This window comes from Streptomyces sp. CB00316 (genome assembly GCF_001905595.1).
GTDB lineage: Bacteria > Actinomycetota > Actinomycetes > Streptomycetales > Streptomycetaceae > Streptomyces.
This window is the reverse complement of record NZ_LIXI01000005.1, coordinates 58445-75847: the sequence shown is the minus strand read 5'-3', so window position 1 is coordinate 75847 and position 17403 is coordinate 58445. Positions and strand designations below refer to the sequence as shown.

Annotated in this window: 12 protein-coding genes; 7 read left to right on the top strand and 5 right to left on the bottom strand. The window is 71.4% G+C overall.

What is annotated here, in order from left to right; translation table 11 throughout:
- The first annotated feature begins 122 nt into the window (after nucleotides 1-122).
- The 4 genes from serA (at nucleotide 123) to AMK21_RS14975 (ending at nucleotide 5719) form a co-directional block, all read left to right on the top strand.
- On the top strand, nucleotides 123-1715 hold the full coding sequence (gene serA / locus AMK21_RS14990; protein WP_073878072.1) for a phosphoglycerate dehydrogenase: 1593 nt from the start codon (nucleotides 123-125) through the stop codon (nucleotides 1713-1715).
- Between the two features lie 189 nt (nucleotides 1716-1904).
- Nucleotides 1905-4412 (top strand): Tox-REase-5 domain-containing protein, encoded by a 2508-nt coding sequence (locus AMK21_RS14985; protein WP_234421948.1) that lies wholly within the window; start codon nucleotides 1905-1907, stop codon nucleotides 4410-4412.
- A gap of 61 nt (nucleotides 4413-4473) precedes the next feature.
- Nucleotides 4474-5172, top strand: coding sequence for a hypothetical protein (locus tag AMK21_RS14980; protein ID WP_073878068.1), 699 nt, complete (start codon nucleotides 4474-4476; stop codon nucleotides 5170-5172).
- Between the two features lie 37 nt (nucleotides 5173-5209).
- Nucleotides 5210-5719 (top strand): hypothetical protein, encoded by a 510-nt coding sequence (locus AMK21_RS14975; protein ID WP_073878066.1) that lies wholly within the window; start codon nucleotides 5210-5212, stop codon nucleotides 5717-5719.
- Nucleotides 5720-5809: 90 nt separating this feature from the next.
- On the opposite strand, the gene AMK21_RS14970 is transcribed toward AMK21_RS14975, so the two are convergent.
- Both AMK21_RS14970 and AMK21_RS14965 read right to left on the bottom strand, forming a co-directional pair.
- A complete protein-coding gene (locus AMK21_RS14970; RefSeq protein WP_073879137.1) occupies nucleotides 5810-7495 on the bottom strand; it encodes an ATP-binding SpoIIE family protein phosphatase in 1686 nt (561 codons plus the stop codon).
- Between the two features lie 201 nt (nucleotides 7496-7696).
- Nucleotides 7697-8860 (bottom strand): PucR family transcriptional regulator, encoded by a 1164-nt coding sequence (locus AMK21_RS14965; protein WP_073878064.1) that lies wholly within the window; start codon nucleotides 8858-8860, stop codon nucleotides 7697-7699.
- A 212-nt stretch (nucleotides 8861-9072) separates the two neighbouring features.
- On the opposite strand from AMK21_RS14965, the gene AMK21_RS14960 reads away from it, so the two are divergent.
- Complete coding sequence (locus tag AMK21_RS14960) at nucleotides 9073-9999, top strand: proline dehydrogenase family protein (RefSeq protein ID WP_073878062.1); 927 nt, start codon at nucleotides 9073-9075, stop codon at nucleotides 9997-9999.
- Nucleotides 10000-10054: 55 nt separating this feature from the next.
- Nucleotides 10055-11686: an L-glutamate gamma-semialdehyde dehydrogenase gene (gene pruA, locus AMK21_RS14955; RefSeq protein ID WP_073878060.1), complete on the top strand. Its 1632-nt coding sequence runs from the start codon at nucleotides 10055-10057 to the stop codon at nucleotides 11684-11686.
- Between the two features lie 291 nt (nucleotides 11687-11977).
- Here the strand turns inward: pruA and AMK21_RS14950 are convergent, their stop codons facing one another.
- The gene (locus AMK21_RS14950) at nucleotides 11978-12904 is read right to left on the bottom strand and encodes a helix-turn-helix transcriptional regulator (protein ID WP_143194868.1); all 927 of its coding nucleotides are present in this window, start codon (nucleotides 12902-12904) and stop codon (nucleotides 11978-11980) included.
- Nucleotides 12905-13517: 613 nt separating this feature from the next.
- On the opposite strand from AMK21_RS14950, the gene AMK21_RS14945 reads away from it, so the two are divergent.
- Nucleotides 13518-15479, top strand: a complete 1962-nt coding sequence (locus tag AMK21_RS14945) for an ABC1 kinase family protein (protein ID WP_073878056.1) — start codon at nucleotides 13518-13520, stop codon at nucleotides 15477-15479.
- Between the two features lie 87 nt (nucleotides 15480-15566).
- Here the strand turns inward: AMK21_RS14945 and AMK21_RS14940 are convergent, their stop codons facing one another.
- Nucleotides 15567-16412: an ABC transporter permease gene (locus tag AMK21_RS14940; RefSeq protein WP_073878054.1), complete on the bottom strand. Its 846-nt coding sequence runs from the start codon at nucleotides 16410-16412 to the stop codon at nucleotides 15567-15569.
- Nucleotides 16413-16449: 37 nt separating this feature from the next.
- A complete protein-coding gene (locus AMK21_RS14935; protein WP_234421947.1) occupies nucleotides 16450-17403 on the bottom strand; it encodes an ATP-binding cassette domain-containing protein in 954 nt (317 codons plus the stop codon).

Genomic DNA, 17403 nt, shown 5'->3' with positions numbered 1-17403 from the left:
CTACACTTCTCAACACATACACGCGTCAGGGCCCACAGTGTCGTGCGTCTACCACGCGGCTAGCCCCTCCACCGCCTGCGGCCGTCGGGACGGCCGTCCGCACTGGACTTGTGAGGACTCACGTGAGCTCGAAACCTGTCGTACTCATCGCTGAAGAGCTGTCGCCCGCCACGGTCGACGCTCTGGGTCCGGATTTCGAGATCCGGCACTGCAACGGCGCGGACCGCGCCGAACTGCTCCCCGCGATCGCCGACGTCGACGCCATCCTGGTGCGTTCCGCCACGAAGGTCGACGCCGAGGCCATCGCCGCCGCGAAGAAGCTCCGCGTGGTGGCCCGCGCGGGCGTCGGTCTGGACAACGTCGACGTCTCCTCGGCCACCAAGGCCGGCGTGATGGTCGTCAACGCCCCGACCTCCAACATCGTGACCGCCGCCGAGCTCGCCTGCGGTCTGCTGGTCGCCACCGCGCGCAACATCCCGCAGGCCAACACCGCCCTCAAGAACGGCGAGTGGAAGCGCTCCAAGTACACCGGGGTGGAGCTCAGCGAGAAGGTCCTAGGCGTCGTCGGCCTCGGCCGCATCGGTGTCCTGGTCGCGCAGCGCATGTCGGCGTTCGGCATGAAGATCGTCGCGTACGACCCCTACGTCCAGCCGGCCCGCGCCGCGCAGATGGGCGTCAAGCTCCTCAGCCTGGACGAGCTGCTCGAGGTCGCCGACTTCATCACCGTGCACCTGCCCAAGACCCCCGAGACCCTCGGCCTCATCGGGGACGAGGCGCTGCACAAGGTGAAGCCCTCGGTCCGCATCGTCAACGCCGCGCGCGGCGGCATCGTGGACGAGGAGGCGCTGCACTCCGCCCTCAAGGAGGGCCGCGTCGCCGGCGCCGGCCTGGACGTGTACGCGAAGGAGCCCTGCACGGACTCTCCGCTCTTCCAGTTCGACCAGGTCGTCTGCACCCCGCACCTCGGCGCCTCCACCGACGAGGCCCAGGAGAAGGCGGGCATCGCGGTCGCCAGGTCGGTGCGCCTCGCGCTCGCCGGTGAGCTGGTCCCGGACGCGGTCAACGTCCAGGGCGGCGTCATCGCCGAGGACGTGCGCCCCGGCCTGCCGCTCGCCGAGAAGCTCGGCCGGATCTTCACCGCGCTCGCGGGCGAGGTCGCGGCCCGCCTCGATGTCGAGGTGTACGGCGAGATCACCCAGCACGACGTCAAGGTGCTGGAGCTCTCGGCGCTCAAGGGCGTCTTCGAGGACGTCGTCGACGAGACCGTCTCCTACGTCAACGCGCCGCTCTTCGCCCAGGAGCGCGGGGTCGAGGTCCGCCTCACCACCAGCTCCGAGTCGCCCGACCACCGCAACGTGGTCACCGTGCGCGGCACGCTCTCCAGCGGCGAGGAGGTCGCGGTCTCCGGCACGCTGGCGGGCCCGAAGCACCTCCAGAAGATCGTGGCCATCGGCGAGCACGACGTGGACCTGGCGCTCGCCGACCACATGGTCGTCCTGCGCTACCAGGACCGTCCCGGTGTGGTCGGCGCGGTCGGCAAGATCCTCGGCGAGGCCGGCCTGAACATCGCGGGCATGCAGGTCTCGCGGGCGGCGGAGGGCGGCGAGGCCCTGGTCGTCCTCACCGTCGACGAGACCGTCCCGCAGACGGTGCTCACCGAGATCGCCGACGAGATCGGCGCCTCCTCGGCCCGCTCCGTGAACCTCACCGACTGACGCACCCCGCTCCGTTCCCGGCTGCCGGGCGCCCCTTCACCTGGGGCGCCCGGCAGCCGTCTGCATGGGCGGACCAACCCGCCCCTATGGGCCCCGGGTTGGGTCCTGGGGCCCACGACGGGTCAGGCGCCCCGACCCTAGGGTGACCGGTTGTCATGTCACTCATGGGCACCGGGGGTCGGATCACGTATGTCTGCTGTCGGTGGCATACCCGTAGCGGGAGGCCCGGCTCCGGCCGCAGCCACTAGGCATGACCTCCCGGGCCCGCTCGCCGTGGTGCGGGTGCTGCTCCTCGTCCTGCTCGGCGCGACGGCCCTCGGCGCGATCGGCCTCTCCGGCTCCGCGATCGCCGTCGACGCCATGGGCGCGCAGGTGCTCGGCATCCTGCTGTACGCCTCCGCGCCCGGGGTGCTCTGCGCACTGCTGGCCTGGCACCTGCGGACGGGCGGCAGGCGCGTCCGGTGGGGGATCGTCGCCGTCCAGGTCTGGCTGATCATCGGAGGCCTCGGCAACCTGGCGGACGGGTCACCGGACGGGCTCACGCAGCTGGTACTGCCCGTCGTGATCCTGGTGCTGCTGAGCCGGGCCCGGAGCCGGGCGTGGTTCCTGCTGCCGCCCCGGGAGCGCGGGGAGCCGCCGGCGTTCTCGCTCCCGTACATGATCACGTGGAAGCGGGACCGGGGGCAGTCCGCGCTGGAGTACCTGGGCCTGGTCCTGATCGTGGTCGCGCTGATCGCGGCGCTGACGGTGGGGGGCCTGGGCGGCCGGATCACGGAAGGGCTCCAGTCGGCGATCTGCTCGCTGACCGGCAGCTCGTGCCCGGTCTCGGGCGGCAGCGGTGAGGTGGAGGCGGGGGACACGTCGGGGGGCACGGGGACGGACGGGGGCGTTTCCGACGGGGGCTCGTCCCAGGGCGCTGAGGGGGGTGCCGACGCCGGTACGTCCGGTGATGCATCCGGTGGTACGGACGCGGGCTCCACGGTCACGGGCGGTACGGGAGCGTCCGGCGGCGACGCGACAGGCGGGACGGGCGGGCCCGGCGGGACGGGCGGCACCGGAGGACCTGGTGGCACCGGCGGCGAGACGTCCGGCTCCTCGGGCTCCACGGGCTCGTCCGACACCTCGGGCACCACTACAGGCGGCGGCACCGGAGGCCCCGACGACGACGGGCGCCCCGGCACCGGCGAGGACACCTTTCCCGAGGACCACGAGGAGCCCGAGGCCGCCTACGACGTACCCGCCTCCGCCGAAGGGGACGGCGAGGAACGCGGAGGCGACAGGGCCGACGAGCAGGAGGACTGCGGCGGCTGGGGCTTCTTCGGCTGCGCCTGGGACCGTACGACACAGGTCTTCAAAGGCCTGGTGGTCGACGGCATCTGGGGCGACATCTCCGGGATCATCGACCTGTTCAAGCCCGAGACGTGGGCCGGTCTCGCCGACTACGGCCGTCAGCTCGGCGACCGGTGGACGAAGGACTCCCGGAGCGCGGGCGACAAGTGGAGCGACGGCGACTACCTGGGCGCGATCCGGGACTGGGGCAAGGCCTCCGTCAACACCGTGGTCACGGTCGGCGACGACGTCTTCGTCGGGGACGAGGTCCGCGAGCGCTGGAACGACGGGGAGAAGACCCGGGCCGTCACCGATGTGATCTGGAACGTCGGCTCGCTCTTCATCCCCGGCTACAACGTGGCCAAGGTGGTCGGCAAGGCCGGAAAGCTCGGCAAGGTCGGCAAGGTGGCCTCCGAGGTCGCGGACGCGGCGGGCGACGCGGGCGCTGCCGCGCGGCGGGCCCGCACGGCGGCGGAGGCGGGCGACCTCGACGGCGTGCGCAAGGCGGCGAAGGAAGCGGATGAGGCGGCGGACAGCGCCGAGGACGCGGCGCGCCGGACGGGTTGTGCCATCGCCTCCGGGCCACCACCCCTGGTGCGGTACGGGGGCGGGGGGACCGGCGGAGTCCCCGGCTCCGGTAGGGGGGTGCTGGCGGGCGGCTCGCCGGGCCGGGTGGTCCTGGCCAACGGCGGGTGCGACGAGGCGGCCAGGAAGGCGGCGGCGGAGGCGCGGGCGGCGGAGCGGGCCGCACACCTGGAGCAGAAGCGGCTGGAGGAGCCGGAGCGGGCACGAAAGGCGGAGCTGGAGAAGAAGCAGCACCCCGAGCCGCAGCGCAACGACACCTCCGACCCGCGCAACTACAACCCGCCGTCCTGGGCGGATGACCTCAAGAGCCGTACGCTCGGAGACGCGGACGCGGGCGACGGCTACTGGGCGAGCCGGGACCGCAACCCCGCGCCCAACTGGAAGAACGAGTCCTGGCTCCGCTACCAGGAGCAGATCACCGGTACGAACCGGGGCCAGGAGTACGTCGTACCGCACCCCCGCGAGGGCAAGCCGGCCGTGGAGTACGACGGCTGGGACTCCTCCCGGCAGACGTACCTGGAGGCCAAGAACGGCTACGGCAGCTACCTCTCCAAGACCGACCCGGGCACGCTCACCCCGTCCGGCAAGGACAAGTTCGTCGCCGAGGCCCGCGCCCAGGTGGAGGCGGCCGGCGGCAAGCCGGTGGAGTGGCACTTCTCGGACCCGGAGGTCGCGAAGGCGGCGAGGAAGGCGTTCCGGGACGAGGGGCTGCCGATCAAGGTGGTCCCCACGCCGGTGAAACCGGGCGACAGCACCAGGAAGCCCGGAGCCTTCGACGAGTAGCCGAGTAGCCTGCACGCGTGGGGGACCCGGAGCGGTCCGGCGACGGAGGAGAGAGATCAGCATGCGACGTGTAGTGCGGGGCTTCTGGGGGCCGAGGCCCGAGTCCGCCGACGCTCTGGCCGACCGGTGGCAGCAGACCCTGGACGGGCTCGCCGGCCTGGTCCCGCAGGTGGCGGATACCTGGAGCCAGGTCCACGGGAACGGACCCGCCACCGCCTTCACCCCCGAGGGGGACGCCCTGCTCGACGCGGTGCGCACCGCCCAGCGCGCGGCCGACTGGTCGGATCTGACCGGCACCGGGCTGCGGCTGGTCGGCACGGGAACGCCCGGCTGGGAGGCGGAGGTCAGCGGACTGGCGGGCGGTCGGCCGGAGTTCCTGCTCCAGTCGCTCGCGATCGTCCTGCACGCCCCGGACGACGCCCCCGTACCCGAGGAGGACATCCTCGGCCTCCTCGCCCGGGTGTGGGAGCCGGACTTCGGGGATGTGAGCGACGACGACGTGCTGGACGCGCTGGAGGACGAGGCCGGGTTCTCGGTCGGCGACCCGGTCGTGGGCCGGACCGGCTATCTCTCCCCGTCCCGCGCCGCCCTCGTACCGCAGGATCTAAAGGCGGTCCGCCAGGAACTTCCCGGCGGCGGCGAGCTGTTGAGCATCGCGGCGGCCGGCGACAGCGCGGCGGTGGTGCGCGCGTACGAGCGCCTGCGCGCGGCGGGGGCCCTGGCGCCGCTGCCCCGTCCGATGGACCGGGCGGTGCTGTGACCCGCGGAATCGCCCCTTCGACCGCCCGGACCGTGCTGTGACCGCCCGGGCGGGGGAACCCTTCGAGCTGCTCCGGGCGGTCGCCGAGGCTGAGCAGCTCCTCGCCACCCCCGTGCTGCCCGCCGGCCCCACCACCGCGCAGGGCGACCCGGCGACGGGCGAGTGGACCGCCACCGAGGGCGCGGGCTTCCGCATCGTGCCGCTCTGGGAGGGCGACCCGCTGACCGGCGTGTACGCCCCCGAGTGGAGCGACGCCGAAGAAGCCGCCGATGCCCATCTGTCCGCCCTCGCGCAGGAGTTGGACCGCCGCTGGGGCCCGCACCGCACGATCCGCCTGCACGGGCCGTTGCGCGAGTGGCAGGCGGGCGCCCTCGTCGAGCCGCTGTTTCAGGCCCTGTTCGCCGAGGACCTGTACGGGGACCTGACCGTCTGGGACCCGGCCCTCCCGGACGGCCGCTGGGCCGCGCTGACCGTTGGTCACAGCGACGGCGACGCGCCGCTGGTGCTGGCCGCCTTGGTCGGCGACCGGGCGGTGGCCCGGCAGTAGCCGATCCCGCCCACGTCTGGCAGTCGTCGCGGTCGGCGGGCAAGGGCGGGTCGATGACGGGCGGCCGGGGACCTGCCTGCTGTCAGCGGGTCACCTGCCGCCTCGGGAACTGCTGCCGGGCAGATCCTGCTCGGCCCAGACGACCTTGCCCTCGGGCGTCCGGCAGGAACCCCACCGGCGGCAGAGCATGTTGATCAGCTGGAGACCGCGCCCGCCCTCGGCGCTGAGGGGGGCGTGCTGGATCTGGGGCAGGTCCGGTCCGATGTCCGAGACCTCGACGCACAGCCGGTCGTGGCGCAGCAGACGGAGCCCGCTCGGTCCACCGCCGTAGCGGAGGGCGTTGCCGACGAGTTCGCTCACGACCAGTTCGGTGACGTCCACCAGTTCGGAGAGTGACCAGCGCTCCAGCTGGGCACGGACCAGACGGCGCGCCGCTCCGGCGGCCGACCCGTCCGAGGGGAGGGACCAGACGACCACTTCCGCGTCGGGCTGCGACAGGGTTTCCGCCATGAGCATGACGGCGTCGTCGAATCGCGCGCCACCGCAGCTGTCGGTCCCGGTCCACGCCGCCTCGCCGCTGTCCGACAGAGCGGTCCGCGGGCCCTCGACCGCCGCACGCAGCCGTTCCAGCAGCACATCGATGTCCTCGTGCCGGTTCTTGATCAGCCCGTCGGTGTACATCACGATGCGGCTGCCCTCCGGCATCTGGGCCGTCACCTGATCGTAGGGGATGACCCCCGCGCCCAGGGGAGCACCGGGGGGCACGTCCAGGAAGGCGGAACGACCGGCGGCGTCGATCATCAAGGGCGGCAGGTGACCCGCGCTGGCCAGCCGGTACGTCCGGTCGGCGTGGTCGTAGACGGCGCACAGGCAGGTGGCGACCTGGTCCTCCTCCAGGTCGCGGGCCGCGAGGTCGAGCCGGGCCAGTACGCGTTCCGGTGCGATGTCCAGCCCCAGGAGCGTACGGGCGACGGAGCGCAGCCGGCCCATGGTCGCCGCGGCCGCCAGGCCATGGCCCATCACGTCCCCCACGACGAGGGCACTGCGTCCGCTCGGCAGGGCCACCACGTCGAACCAGTCGCCGCCCACGCCGCCGGGGTCGACGGCGGGCCGGTAGCTCGACACGACCTGGAGGCCCGGGGTGGAGGGAGCGGCCCGGGGGAGCAGGGCGCGTTGCAGCGTGACGACGGCTGTGCGCTCACGGCCGTACAGGCGGGCGTTGTCCACGAACACCGCGGCTTTCGCCGCCAGCTCGCACGCCAGGGCCACATCGGCGTGCGTGAAGGGTGGCCTGTCCCCGGACCGGAGGAAGTCGACGAGTCCCAGAAGGACACCACGTGAGACCAGGGGCAGCACCAGGTAGCTGTGCACTCCCGCGCGGCGCATGGTGAGGGCGGCGTGCGAGGTGGGCGCGATGTACTCGTACTGGTCCGGTGCGATCCGTCTCACCAGTATCGGTCGGCGCGTGGTCAGGCACTGATGGGCCAATTTGGCAGGGTGGACGGTGGTCAGCTCCCCCACCGGGTCCGGTTCGAGGTGCCGCAGCCGGCTGATCTGTGCCACGGCCATGGCCCGGGTCAGAGGCGCCTGCGCCGACCCGCTCCGTTCCCCCTCGCCTCCGGTCAGGATGGATTCCAGCAGGTCGACCGCTGCCGCGTCGGCCAGTCTCGGTACGACGTAGTCCGCCAGTTCCTGGGCGGTCCGGTCCAGGTCGAGCGTCGTACCGATGTGGTCGCCCGCCGCGCTGAGCCACTCCAGGCGGCGGGTGCCGCTCATCGCCGCGGCCGCGTCCACGGCGCGCCGGAGGAACCGTGGGACAGGCAGGCCGTCGAGTACGGCACCGAGTGTGGTGCCCGGCCGGCCCGGATGGTGGTCCACGTGGTACCCCTTCTCCCGTACGGGCCTTCGGAGAGGCACTTCGATTGTGCCCCCACGGCGTCGGTCCGGCCTCCGGAAACCCCGACGGGGCGAGGGCCGCTACAGCCGCGCCCGCTTCACCGCCATGTGCAGCAGCAGCCGGTCCTCGCCGTCGCTCAGGTCGAGGCCGGTGATCTGCTCGATCCGGGAGAGGCGGTAGTAGAGCGTCTGGCGGTGGACGCCCAGCTCGGCCGCCGTCCGGCTCGCCTGGCCCGCGCGGTCCAGAAACACCTCGGCCGTGTGCGCCAGCTCCTTGTGCAGCGGGGTCAGCAGCGAGGCGACTGCCGGGTCGGCCGGGTCCGTGCCGGTGCCGGGGAGGGCGGTGAGCAGGCGGTACGGGCCGATCGCCGACCAGCGGGCGACCGGGCCGAAGCGGGTCTCGGCGCGGGCCGCTCGGGCAGCCGCCGTGGCCTCGCGCCAGGAGTCCGGCAGGGCGTCCAGGCCCCGCCGGGGCGCCCCGATCCCGCCGGTGGCCCCGGGGCCCGCCCCCGTACGCAGGCGCTCCGCGGCGCCCGTCGCCGGGTCCAGCCGGTCCGCCGAGCGCAGCCGGATCAGCGCGGCCAGCGACACGGCCCCGGTGCCGCGCGGCCCGGCCCCCGCCCCGGTGATCGTCGCCAGCGCGGACGTCGAGGCCACGCCCCGTACCGACGGGGTGTCGTCGGCGCCCCACGGCGTCACGCACACCACCGTGTGCAGCCCCTCCGCGTCCTGCCCCAGCGCCTCCCGCAGCGCCGCGACCGCCGTGTCGTGCTGCCGCCCGGGCCCGGCCGTGAGCACCGCGCCGAACTCCCGGGAGAGGTCCGCGCCCGCCCGGGCCTCGTCCGAGAGCAGTGCCCCGATCCGGGCGGTGACCTCCATCGCGGCGGCCAGCTGCTCCTCGGTGGGCCCGGGGTCGGTGTCGAGGAGCCAGACGTAACCGAGGACGACAGCCCGATGGCGCACCGGAAGGCAGATCCTGTCCCGGAAGACCCCGGCCTCGGGCGCGGCGGGGATCCGGACCGGGCCGGTCGCCCGGGTGATGCCGAACCCCTCGAACCAGGCGCGGACGGCGGGGGTGGAGCGGCGGGTCAGGATCGAGCGGGTGCGGACCGGGTCCATCGCCGTGTCGTCGTCACTGTCGTGGGCCCCGAAGGCGACCAGGCCGAAATCGCGGTTCTCCAGGGTGGCGGGGGCGCCGAGGAGGGCGGAGATCTCGTCGACCAGTTCCTGGTAATCGCCTGTCACACGGCCATCCTCGCACCCTTCGCCGTCTCTCTTCATACAGATGTCTGAGATGGCGGCCACGGATGCGTGACAGGTGTCGATGGCACGGGGCGGGAGCGGTGCCTAGATTTCACAGTGGTTATCCGTGCCGTACCGGTATGTTCATGCTCGTCCAGCTACGTTCATGTACGCACCTCTGCGGCCCCTCGTCCGTACATTCGTGGAGGTACCCCGTGCTGGGTCCCGTGATTCTCGCCGCATCCCGCAGCGACAAGATGCGCCGGTTCATCTCGGCCGCGCCCGGCACCAAGCAGGTCGTCGACCGCTTCATCGCCGGGGAGACCGTCGACCAGGTCGTGCCGATCGTCGAGGACGCCGCGGACAAGGGGCTGGAGGTCACGCTCGACGTCGTCGGCGAGGACATCACCACCCCCGAGCAGGCCGAGGCCGCCCGTGACGCCTACCTGGAGCTCATCGAGCGCCTGAAGGCCCTGGACCTGGGTCCGCGCGCCGAGATGTCCGTCAAGCTGTCGATGTTCGGCCAGGCGCTGGAGAACGGCCACGAGCTGGCCCTCGCCAATGTCCGCCCGGTCGTCGAGGCCGCCGCCGCCATCGGCACCACGGTCACCCTGGACGCCGAGGACCACACCACCCTCGACTCGATGTTCGCCATCCACGAGGAGCTGCGGAAGGACTTCCCGCAGACCGGCTGCGTCATCCAGTCCTACCTCTTCCGCACCGAGGACGACGCCCGCCGCCTGGCCGCCGTCGGCAGCCGCGTCCGCATCGTGAAGGGCGCCTACAAGGAGCCCGCCTCCGTCGCGTACCAGGACAAGGCCGAGATCGACAAGGCGTACGTCCGCATCACCAAGATCCTGATGGCGGGCGAGGGTTACCCGATGATCGGGTCCCACGACCCCCGTCTCATCGCCATCGCCCAGGAGCTGGGCCGCCAGGCCGGGCGCAAACTGGATGAGTACGAGTTCCAGATGCTGTACGGCATCCGCAGCGACGAGCACATCCGGCTCGCGGCCGAGGGCCACCGGATGCGCGTCTACACGGCGTACGGCACCGACTGGTACGGATACTTCATGCGCCGCCTCGCGGAGAAGCCGGCCAACCTGCTGTTCTTCGGCCGCTCGATCCTCACCAAGGGCTGAGACGGCCCCGGGCCGACCCACATCCCCCGTCGACACCAAAGGAGACAAGGCACTCATGGACGCCGTCACCCAGGTCCCCGCGCCGGTCAACGAGCCGGTCCACTCCTACGCCCCGGGCTCCCCGGAGCGCGCCCGCCTGGAGGTGAAGCTCAAGGAACTCGCCGACAATCCGATCGACCTGCCGATGACCATCGGCGGCGAGAAGCGGATGGGCGGCGGCGAGCGGGTCAACGTCGTGCAGCCGCACAACCACCAGGCCGTCATCGGTACCTTCGCCGGGGCCACCGAGCAGGACGCCCAGGACGCCATCGACGCGGCCCTCGCCGCCGCTCCGGCCTGGCGCGCGATGTCCTTCGACGACCGCGCGGCGATCATCCTGCGCGCCGCCGAGCTGCTGTCGGGCCCCTGGCGCGAGACGCTGGCCGCCTCCACCATGCTCGGCCAGTCCAAGACCGCCCAGCAGGCCGAGATCGACACCCCCTGCGAGCTCATCGACTTCTGGCGCTTCAACGTGCACTACGCGCGCCAGATCCTCGCCGAGCAGCCCCCGGCCAACTCCCCGGGCGTGTGGAACCGCATGGACCACCGCCCGCTGGAGGGCTTCGTCTACGCGATCACGCCGTTCAACTTCACGGCCATCGCGGGCAACCTCCCCACCGCCCCCGCCCTCATGGGCAACGTCGTGGTGTGGAAGCCGTCGCCGACCCAGACCCACGCCGCAGTGCTGCTGATGCAGCTCCTGGAGGAGGCCGGTCTGCCCAAGGGCGTCATCAACCTGGTCACCGGCGACGGCAAGGCCGTCTCCGAGGTGGCGCTGAACCACCGCGACCTGGCCGGTATCCACTTCACCGGTTCGACCCCCACCTTCCAGCACCTGTGGAAGACGGTCGGCAACAACATCGCCAACTACCGCACCTACCCGCGGCTCGTCGGCGAGACCGGCGGCAAGGACTTCGTCGTCGCGCACCCGAGCGCCGACCGCGCCGTGCTGAAGACCGCGCTGACCCGTGGCTCCTTCGAGTACCAGGGCCAGAAGTGCTCCGCGTCCTCCCGTGCGTACATCCCCGCCTCCATCTGGAACTCCGGTTTCAAGGAGGAGTTCGCGGCCGAGACCGACTCCATCACGATGGGTGACGTCACCGACCTGAGCAACTTCATCGGGGCCGTCATCGACGAGCGCTCGTTCGCCAAGAACAAGGCCGCGATCGACCGCGCGAAGTCCGACCCGGCGTGCGAGATCGTCGCCGGCGGCACCTACGACGACTCGGTGGGCTACTTCGTCCGCCCGACCGTCATCGTGTGCTCCGACCCCGAGAACGAGGTCTTCACGACCGAGTACTTCGGCCCGATCCTCGCGGTCCACGTCTACGAGGACGAGAACTACGACGCCATGCTGGAGCAGATGGAGTCGGTCTCCGACTACGCGCTGACCGGCTCGGTCATCGCGGGCGACCGCGCGGCCGCCGCGTACACGATGGACAAGCTCCGCTACGCCGCGGGCAACTTCTACATCAACGACAAGTCGACCGGCGCCGTCGTCGGCCAGCAGCCCTTCGGCGGCGGCCGGTCCTCCGGCACCTGCGACAAGGCCGGCGCCCCGCAGAACCTCCAGCGCTGGACCCTCACCCGGGCCATCAAGGAGACCCTGGTCGCGCCGACCGAGTACACCTATCCCCACCAGGGCTGACGCCCTTCCCCGGGGCGCCGCAGCACGACGCCCCGGGCCGGGGCCCCCAGCACGGACCCCTTCGAGCACCGCCCCCCGGCCGGTCCCCCTACCGGCCGGGGGGCGGTTTCCATCTACGGCGGTGCGCGGTTCCTCTTCCGCTCGTGCATCACGGTGCGGTGATCGGGAGGGCCGCGCGACACCGAGGAGCAAATGGTGCCCCGCCCGCCGGAGAGGGGACGCCGGTGCGAGGTGCGGTGAGTTCCCGCACGTGCGGGCCCGACGCTTCCTCAACGGGGCGCGGGCGGGCTGTCAGATCAGGCCGACCTGCATGGCCCGGGCCCCTGCCTGGAAGCGGCTCCGGGCGTCGAGGGCCACCATGGCGGAGGCGACGTCGTTGCGCACCGTTCGGACGCTGCATCCCAGGCGGCGGGCTATCGCGTCGTCGGTGAGACCTTCGGACAGCAGACGCAGGACGACCTCCGAGCGCGGGCGGCGCGTCGTGGCCCCCGGCTGACGGCCCGTGTGCCGCACGGTCGCCCCCCGGTCCCAGAACCGGTGGGCCAGGGCGGACAGCCTCTCCAGCTCCGCGGGGGAACGCACGACGCGGGCGCCTTCGGTCTCGTCGACGACCACGGCGACCTCACCGTCCATGATCACCGCACGCGGCGGCACCGCACCGACCGAACGCAGTGCCGCGCCCTCCTGCGTCAGCCACTGGGCATGAGCCATGGCGGCCGGTGCCTGCAGCACCGAGGCCGCCCACACCGAACGCAGTCGCGCACCCCGCCGCAGCACCATGTCGGCGACCGGCCGGGAGAACTCGTAGCCGCCCTCGCGGTGCCCGGGGACGAGGAGGACCACATCGCGTTCTACCTTGGCGACCATGCGCTCGATCATGGCCGAAACATCATGACGGCCGTCGCCTCCGTCGGTCGGATCCGCGAACCGTTCCATCTGCTCGCGCAGGGCGATGAACCGGCCGATCTGCACCGGACAGGGTTGCGGCGATCGTCCCTCACGCATCCGCAAGGCCAGCAGAGCCGGCAGGGCGATGCACGGCTCGACGGCACGGAAGAGGGCGCCGTCATCGCCAGAGACGCTGGCCAGGCCCTCCACCCGCAGGTCTTCGAGCACTCGCAGCACCTGGTCGGCCGGCCATCCCAGGTTCTGGGCCAGATCCCCCGTCCGCCATGCCGACCTCAGGAGCAGCTTCCGATAAAGGAGTTCCGACCGCACGTCCAAACCGATCCCAGCGTCCGCCACGTCAACCTCTCGGCAGTTCCCCACACAGGCTGGATTCAGCCCGTTTCGTGAACCTCAAACTAGGTCGCGGGCCTCACCGTTGACGGTTCTGTGGTTCATTTTCGACAGCTTGGTGCCACGGTGGAGCTAGTTTCTGTCAGCTTGTGACCGGGTAAGGGGAACAACAGGCCAGCCGCCCCAGGTGCGATTCCCCCCTTCCCGGAAGGGCGACTGTGAGTCCGGACAAGGCGGCATGCGCCCCGTGGGTGCCGGTTCGTTCCATGGCCGCTTCCCCGCTCCATGAGCCGACGCGTTCGCGGGCACAGCCCGGCGCCGAACACCGCCGCACGACACCGCGGGTCCGGCCGAGACCCGTCATTCCCGTTGCTTCCCGCAGTTCATGGTGCTGTCGCGAGCCTCTCCGCCAGGTTTATGCAGTTTCCTGCAGGGTGCCTCGGTGGAGCGCGCATGCCGGGGGAACAGAGAATGGCCGACAGCCCAGAAGGGCTGTACACGGCCGCTCCGGCAGGCCCGACCCGCTGTCGGACACGGCCACGGAAACGCACCTGCACCCGCACGCGGACTCCGGTCCGGGAAGGCATCACCGATGCAGCACGCAGCTTTCCTGATTCTCATACCTGTTCTGTTCGTCTTCACGCTGGTCGGGCTCTCCATGGGAGCCCGGCGACTGCTCGGTATCAGGATCGGCAAGATCCGGGCGGCCATCGCCGGAACGGTCGGCGTCCTGGCGACCATGCAGATCATCTCGGCCATGGGACCGAGCAGCCACCGTCCCGCGATGACCTCCGTACAGGTTCTCTGCGGCATTCTCGTCACGATGCTCTTCCTGGCGTTCTCGGAGGTGCTGCTGCCCAGCAGCGTGCTGTCCGGCATCGTCCGACTGCCCAGTGCGCTGCGAAGGCGGGTGGCGCGCATCCGGCGGTACGCGGAGCTCAGCGCGATCGCCATGCGCAACGGCCTCTCGCCCTCGCTGCGCGGCCTCGCTCGGGCCGGATCGCCGAAGGGCACGGTCGCCGACCGTCGCCACGCGGCGCGGCGGGTGAGGCTGGCGCTCGAAGAGGCGGGCTCGACGTTCGTCAAGCTCGGGCAGATGCTGTCCACCCGCTACGACCTGCTCCCGACCGAGTACGTCGAGGAGTTCTCCCAGTTGCACCACCAGGCGGCGCCGGAGCCGTGGGAGCGGGTGCGGGAGGCGCTCACGGAGGAGTTGGGCCGGGATCCGGACGCTGTCTTCGCCTTCTTCGACCCGCAGCCGCTGGCCGCGGGATCGATGGCCCAGGTGCACCGGGCCCGGCTGGCCGACGGGCAGGAGATCGTGGTGAAGATCCAACGCCCCGGCGCCGAGCCCGTGGTCGAACGTGACCTTGACATCCTGCACCGGCTCGGCCGCAAGCTGGAGGAGAACACCAACTGGGCCCGGCGCCTTGGGCTGTGCGAGCTGATCAACGGCTTCGCCGTCTCGCTCCACGACGAACTGGACTTCCGGACCGAGGCCCGCAACATGGCCGCCGTCACGGCGGGAGCGTCGGCGCCGGGAGCCGTGGAGGCGATCCGAACGCCGCGGGTGCACGAGGAGTACAGCACTCGGCGGGTGCTGACCCTGGAGTGGCTGGACGGCGTCCCGCTCACCTCCGTCGGCCAGTCGGTCGCCGACCGCGGCCTGGACGGGGCTGAGCTCGCCCGGCAACTGCTGGACTGCGTGCTGGAACAGATCGTGCTCGGCGGCGTCTTCCACGCCGACCCGCATCCGGGGAACGTCCTGCTGTTGGACTGCGGCGAACTCGGCCTGATCGACTTCGGATCGGTGGGCCGCCTCGACCGCACGATGCGTTCCGCGCTGCGCGATCTGCTGATGGCCTTCCACCGTGGTGACCCGACGGCGCTCAGCGACGCCCTGCTGGAAATCGTCGACCGTCCGGAGCAGATCGACGAGAGGAAGCTGGAGCGGTCGCTCGGTCGGTTCATGGCACGGCACCTGGGCCCGGGGAGCAGGCAGAACCGGGAGATCTTCTCCGAACTCTTCCTGCTGGTCGCCCGGCACGGCCTGGCCGTCCCGCCGGAAGTGGCGGCTACCTTCCGGGCGCTGGCCACCGTGGAGGGGACCGTCGAGCGTCTCGCACCGGACTTCGACATAGTGGCGGAGGCCCGCAGGTTCGCGGCAGCGCGGGTCCGGGAGCAGATGACCTACGAGCGGGTCAAGACGTCCCTGATCGAGGAGGCGATCTCGGTCACGTCCGTCCTGCGCCGACTCCCCCGGCGGGTGGAGAGGATCACCAGCGCCCTGGAGGACGGCCGGCTGGGGGTCCGGGTCCGGCTCCTCGCGGACGAACGTGACCGGCGGTTCGTGCGCGGCCTGGTCCACGATGTGCTGCTGTCCTTCATCGGCGGCATCACCGCGCTGGTGGGGGCCGTCCTGCTGAGCATCGACAGCGCACCCACGATCATGGGTTCCGTATCCCTGAGCCAGCTCATCGGCTACAACCTGCTGGCGGTCAGTTGCATCCTGGTGCTCCGGGTCATCTTCTCGATCTCCCGGGGCCGGGGATGACCACGCACCGCGGCCGGGAGGCGAAGCACTTCGCCTCCCGGCCGCGGTGCGCCGGATACGCGGGCAAACGCCATCTCCGTCCTGCGGTCACAGCACCCGGAAGGAGCGGTGCGCGATGGGTGCGCAGACGGCGACCAGCAGGCAGGAGACGCCCAGTGTGGCGATGAGCTCGGCGAAGGTGGCCTGCCCGGCGACCATGCCGCGCATCGCGTCGTTGGCGTAGGAGATCGGGTTCGCCTCGGCGACCACACGCAGCCAGACCGGCATCGACTCCGGCGCGACGAAGGCGTTGGAGGCGAACAGCAGCGGGAACGTGCACAGCGTGGTGATCATGCGAAGCACATCGCCGTTGCGCAGCACCGCGGCCAGGGCGATGAAGATCCAGCTCATGGACCAGCCCACGAACAGGCTGAGCAGGATCGAGCCCACGACGCCGAGGATTCCGCCCGGCGGATCGAAGCCGAAGATCAGCGCGGCCAGGACGGCCACGGCGATCAGCTGGTAGAACGACCGTGCGCCGTCCGCGAGACTCCTGGCCAGCAGCACGCTGAACCGGGAGATCGGCATGGTGTGGAAACGGGTGATCACGTCGTTGCGCAGGTCGTTGATCAGCCCGTTGCCCGCCTGGGCGCCGGCCGCGACGGATGTGATGATCATGATCGCCGGAACCAGGTTGGCGATGTAGGACATGTCGGTGCCGCCGGGCAGGCCCGTGTCACCGAGCACGCGCAGCACGCCGCCGAACATCAGCAGCATGACCAGCGGCTCGATGAACGTCACGACGAGCACCCCGGCCTGGAGGTACGGCCGCACCGACCGGCCGGTGAGCGCGAGGGTCTGGGTGAACAGGCTGCTGCCGCCCCACTGTTCCGCCGGGCCCGTACGGGGCGGAGCCGTCGGCTGGGACGGGACTTCCGCTTCGATGACCGTCATCGGTGCGCTCCTTCTTCGGTGAGAGTGATCGGGACGGTCACGCGGGCACCGGCTTCCGGGTGGCCTCGTGGGTCAGCGTCAGGTAGACGTCGTCCAGGGTCGGCTCGGTGAAAGCGAGTTCGGCGATCTCGGTGCCGGCGTCGCTCAGGGTGCGGACGACGACCGCGAGGTCGGCGGCGGCGGCGACCGGGGCGCTGATGGCCACCCCCGTCTCCTGCGGGGTCGCCCGGATGCCGACGCCCTCCAGGGCGGTCACCGCGACGGGCACGTCGGACCGCGACGCCAGGGTCACGGTCACCATGCGCTGGCCGACCTCGGCCTTGAGCTCGGCGGGGTTGCCGCCGGCGACCACACGGCCGTCGGACAGCACGGTGATCTGCTCACAGAGGCGGTCCGCCTCCTCCAGGTACTGGGTGGTGAGCAGGACCGACGTACCGTCCTTGGCCAGTCGCTCGATGGTCTCCCAGACACCGATCCGGGCGTTCGGATCCAGCCCGGTCGTCGGTTCGTCGAGGAAGATGACCCGGGGTCCGCCGACGAGGCTCGCCGCGATGTCCAGCCGTCGGCGCATACCGCCCGAGTACTGGAGGACCGGACGGGTCGCCGCGTCGGTCAGCTCGAACATCTCCAGAAGCTCTTCGGCGCGGCCGAGTGCCTGCCGTCGGCTCGCGCCCAGCAGCCGGGCCACCAGGGCCAGGTTCTCCCTCCCGTTGAGCTGCTCGTCGACCGACGCGAACTGGCCGGTCAGCCCGATGCTGCTCCGGACCTCCCGGGACTGGGCTACCACGTCGAAACCGCAGATCCGGCCGGTGCCGCTGGTAGGCGGCAGCAGGGTGGACAGGATGTGCACCAGGGTGGTCTTGCCGGCTCCGTTGTGGCCGAGCAAACCGTGGATCGAACCTTCGGGAACGGAAACGTTCACCCCGTCCAGTGCCTTGACGTCACCGAACGACTTCACTACGTCGATTGCCTCGATCATGGGTATGGCCAC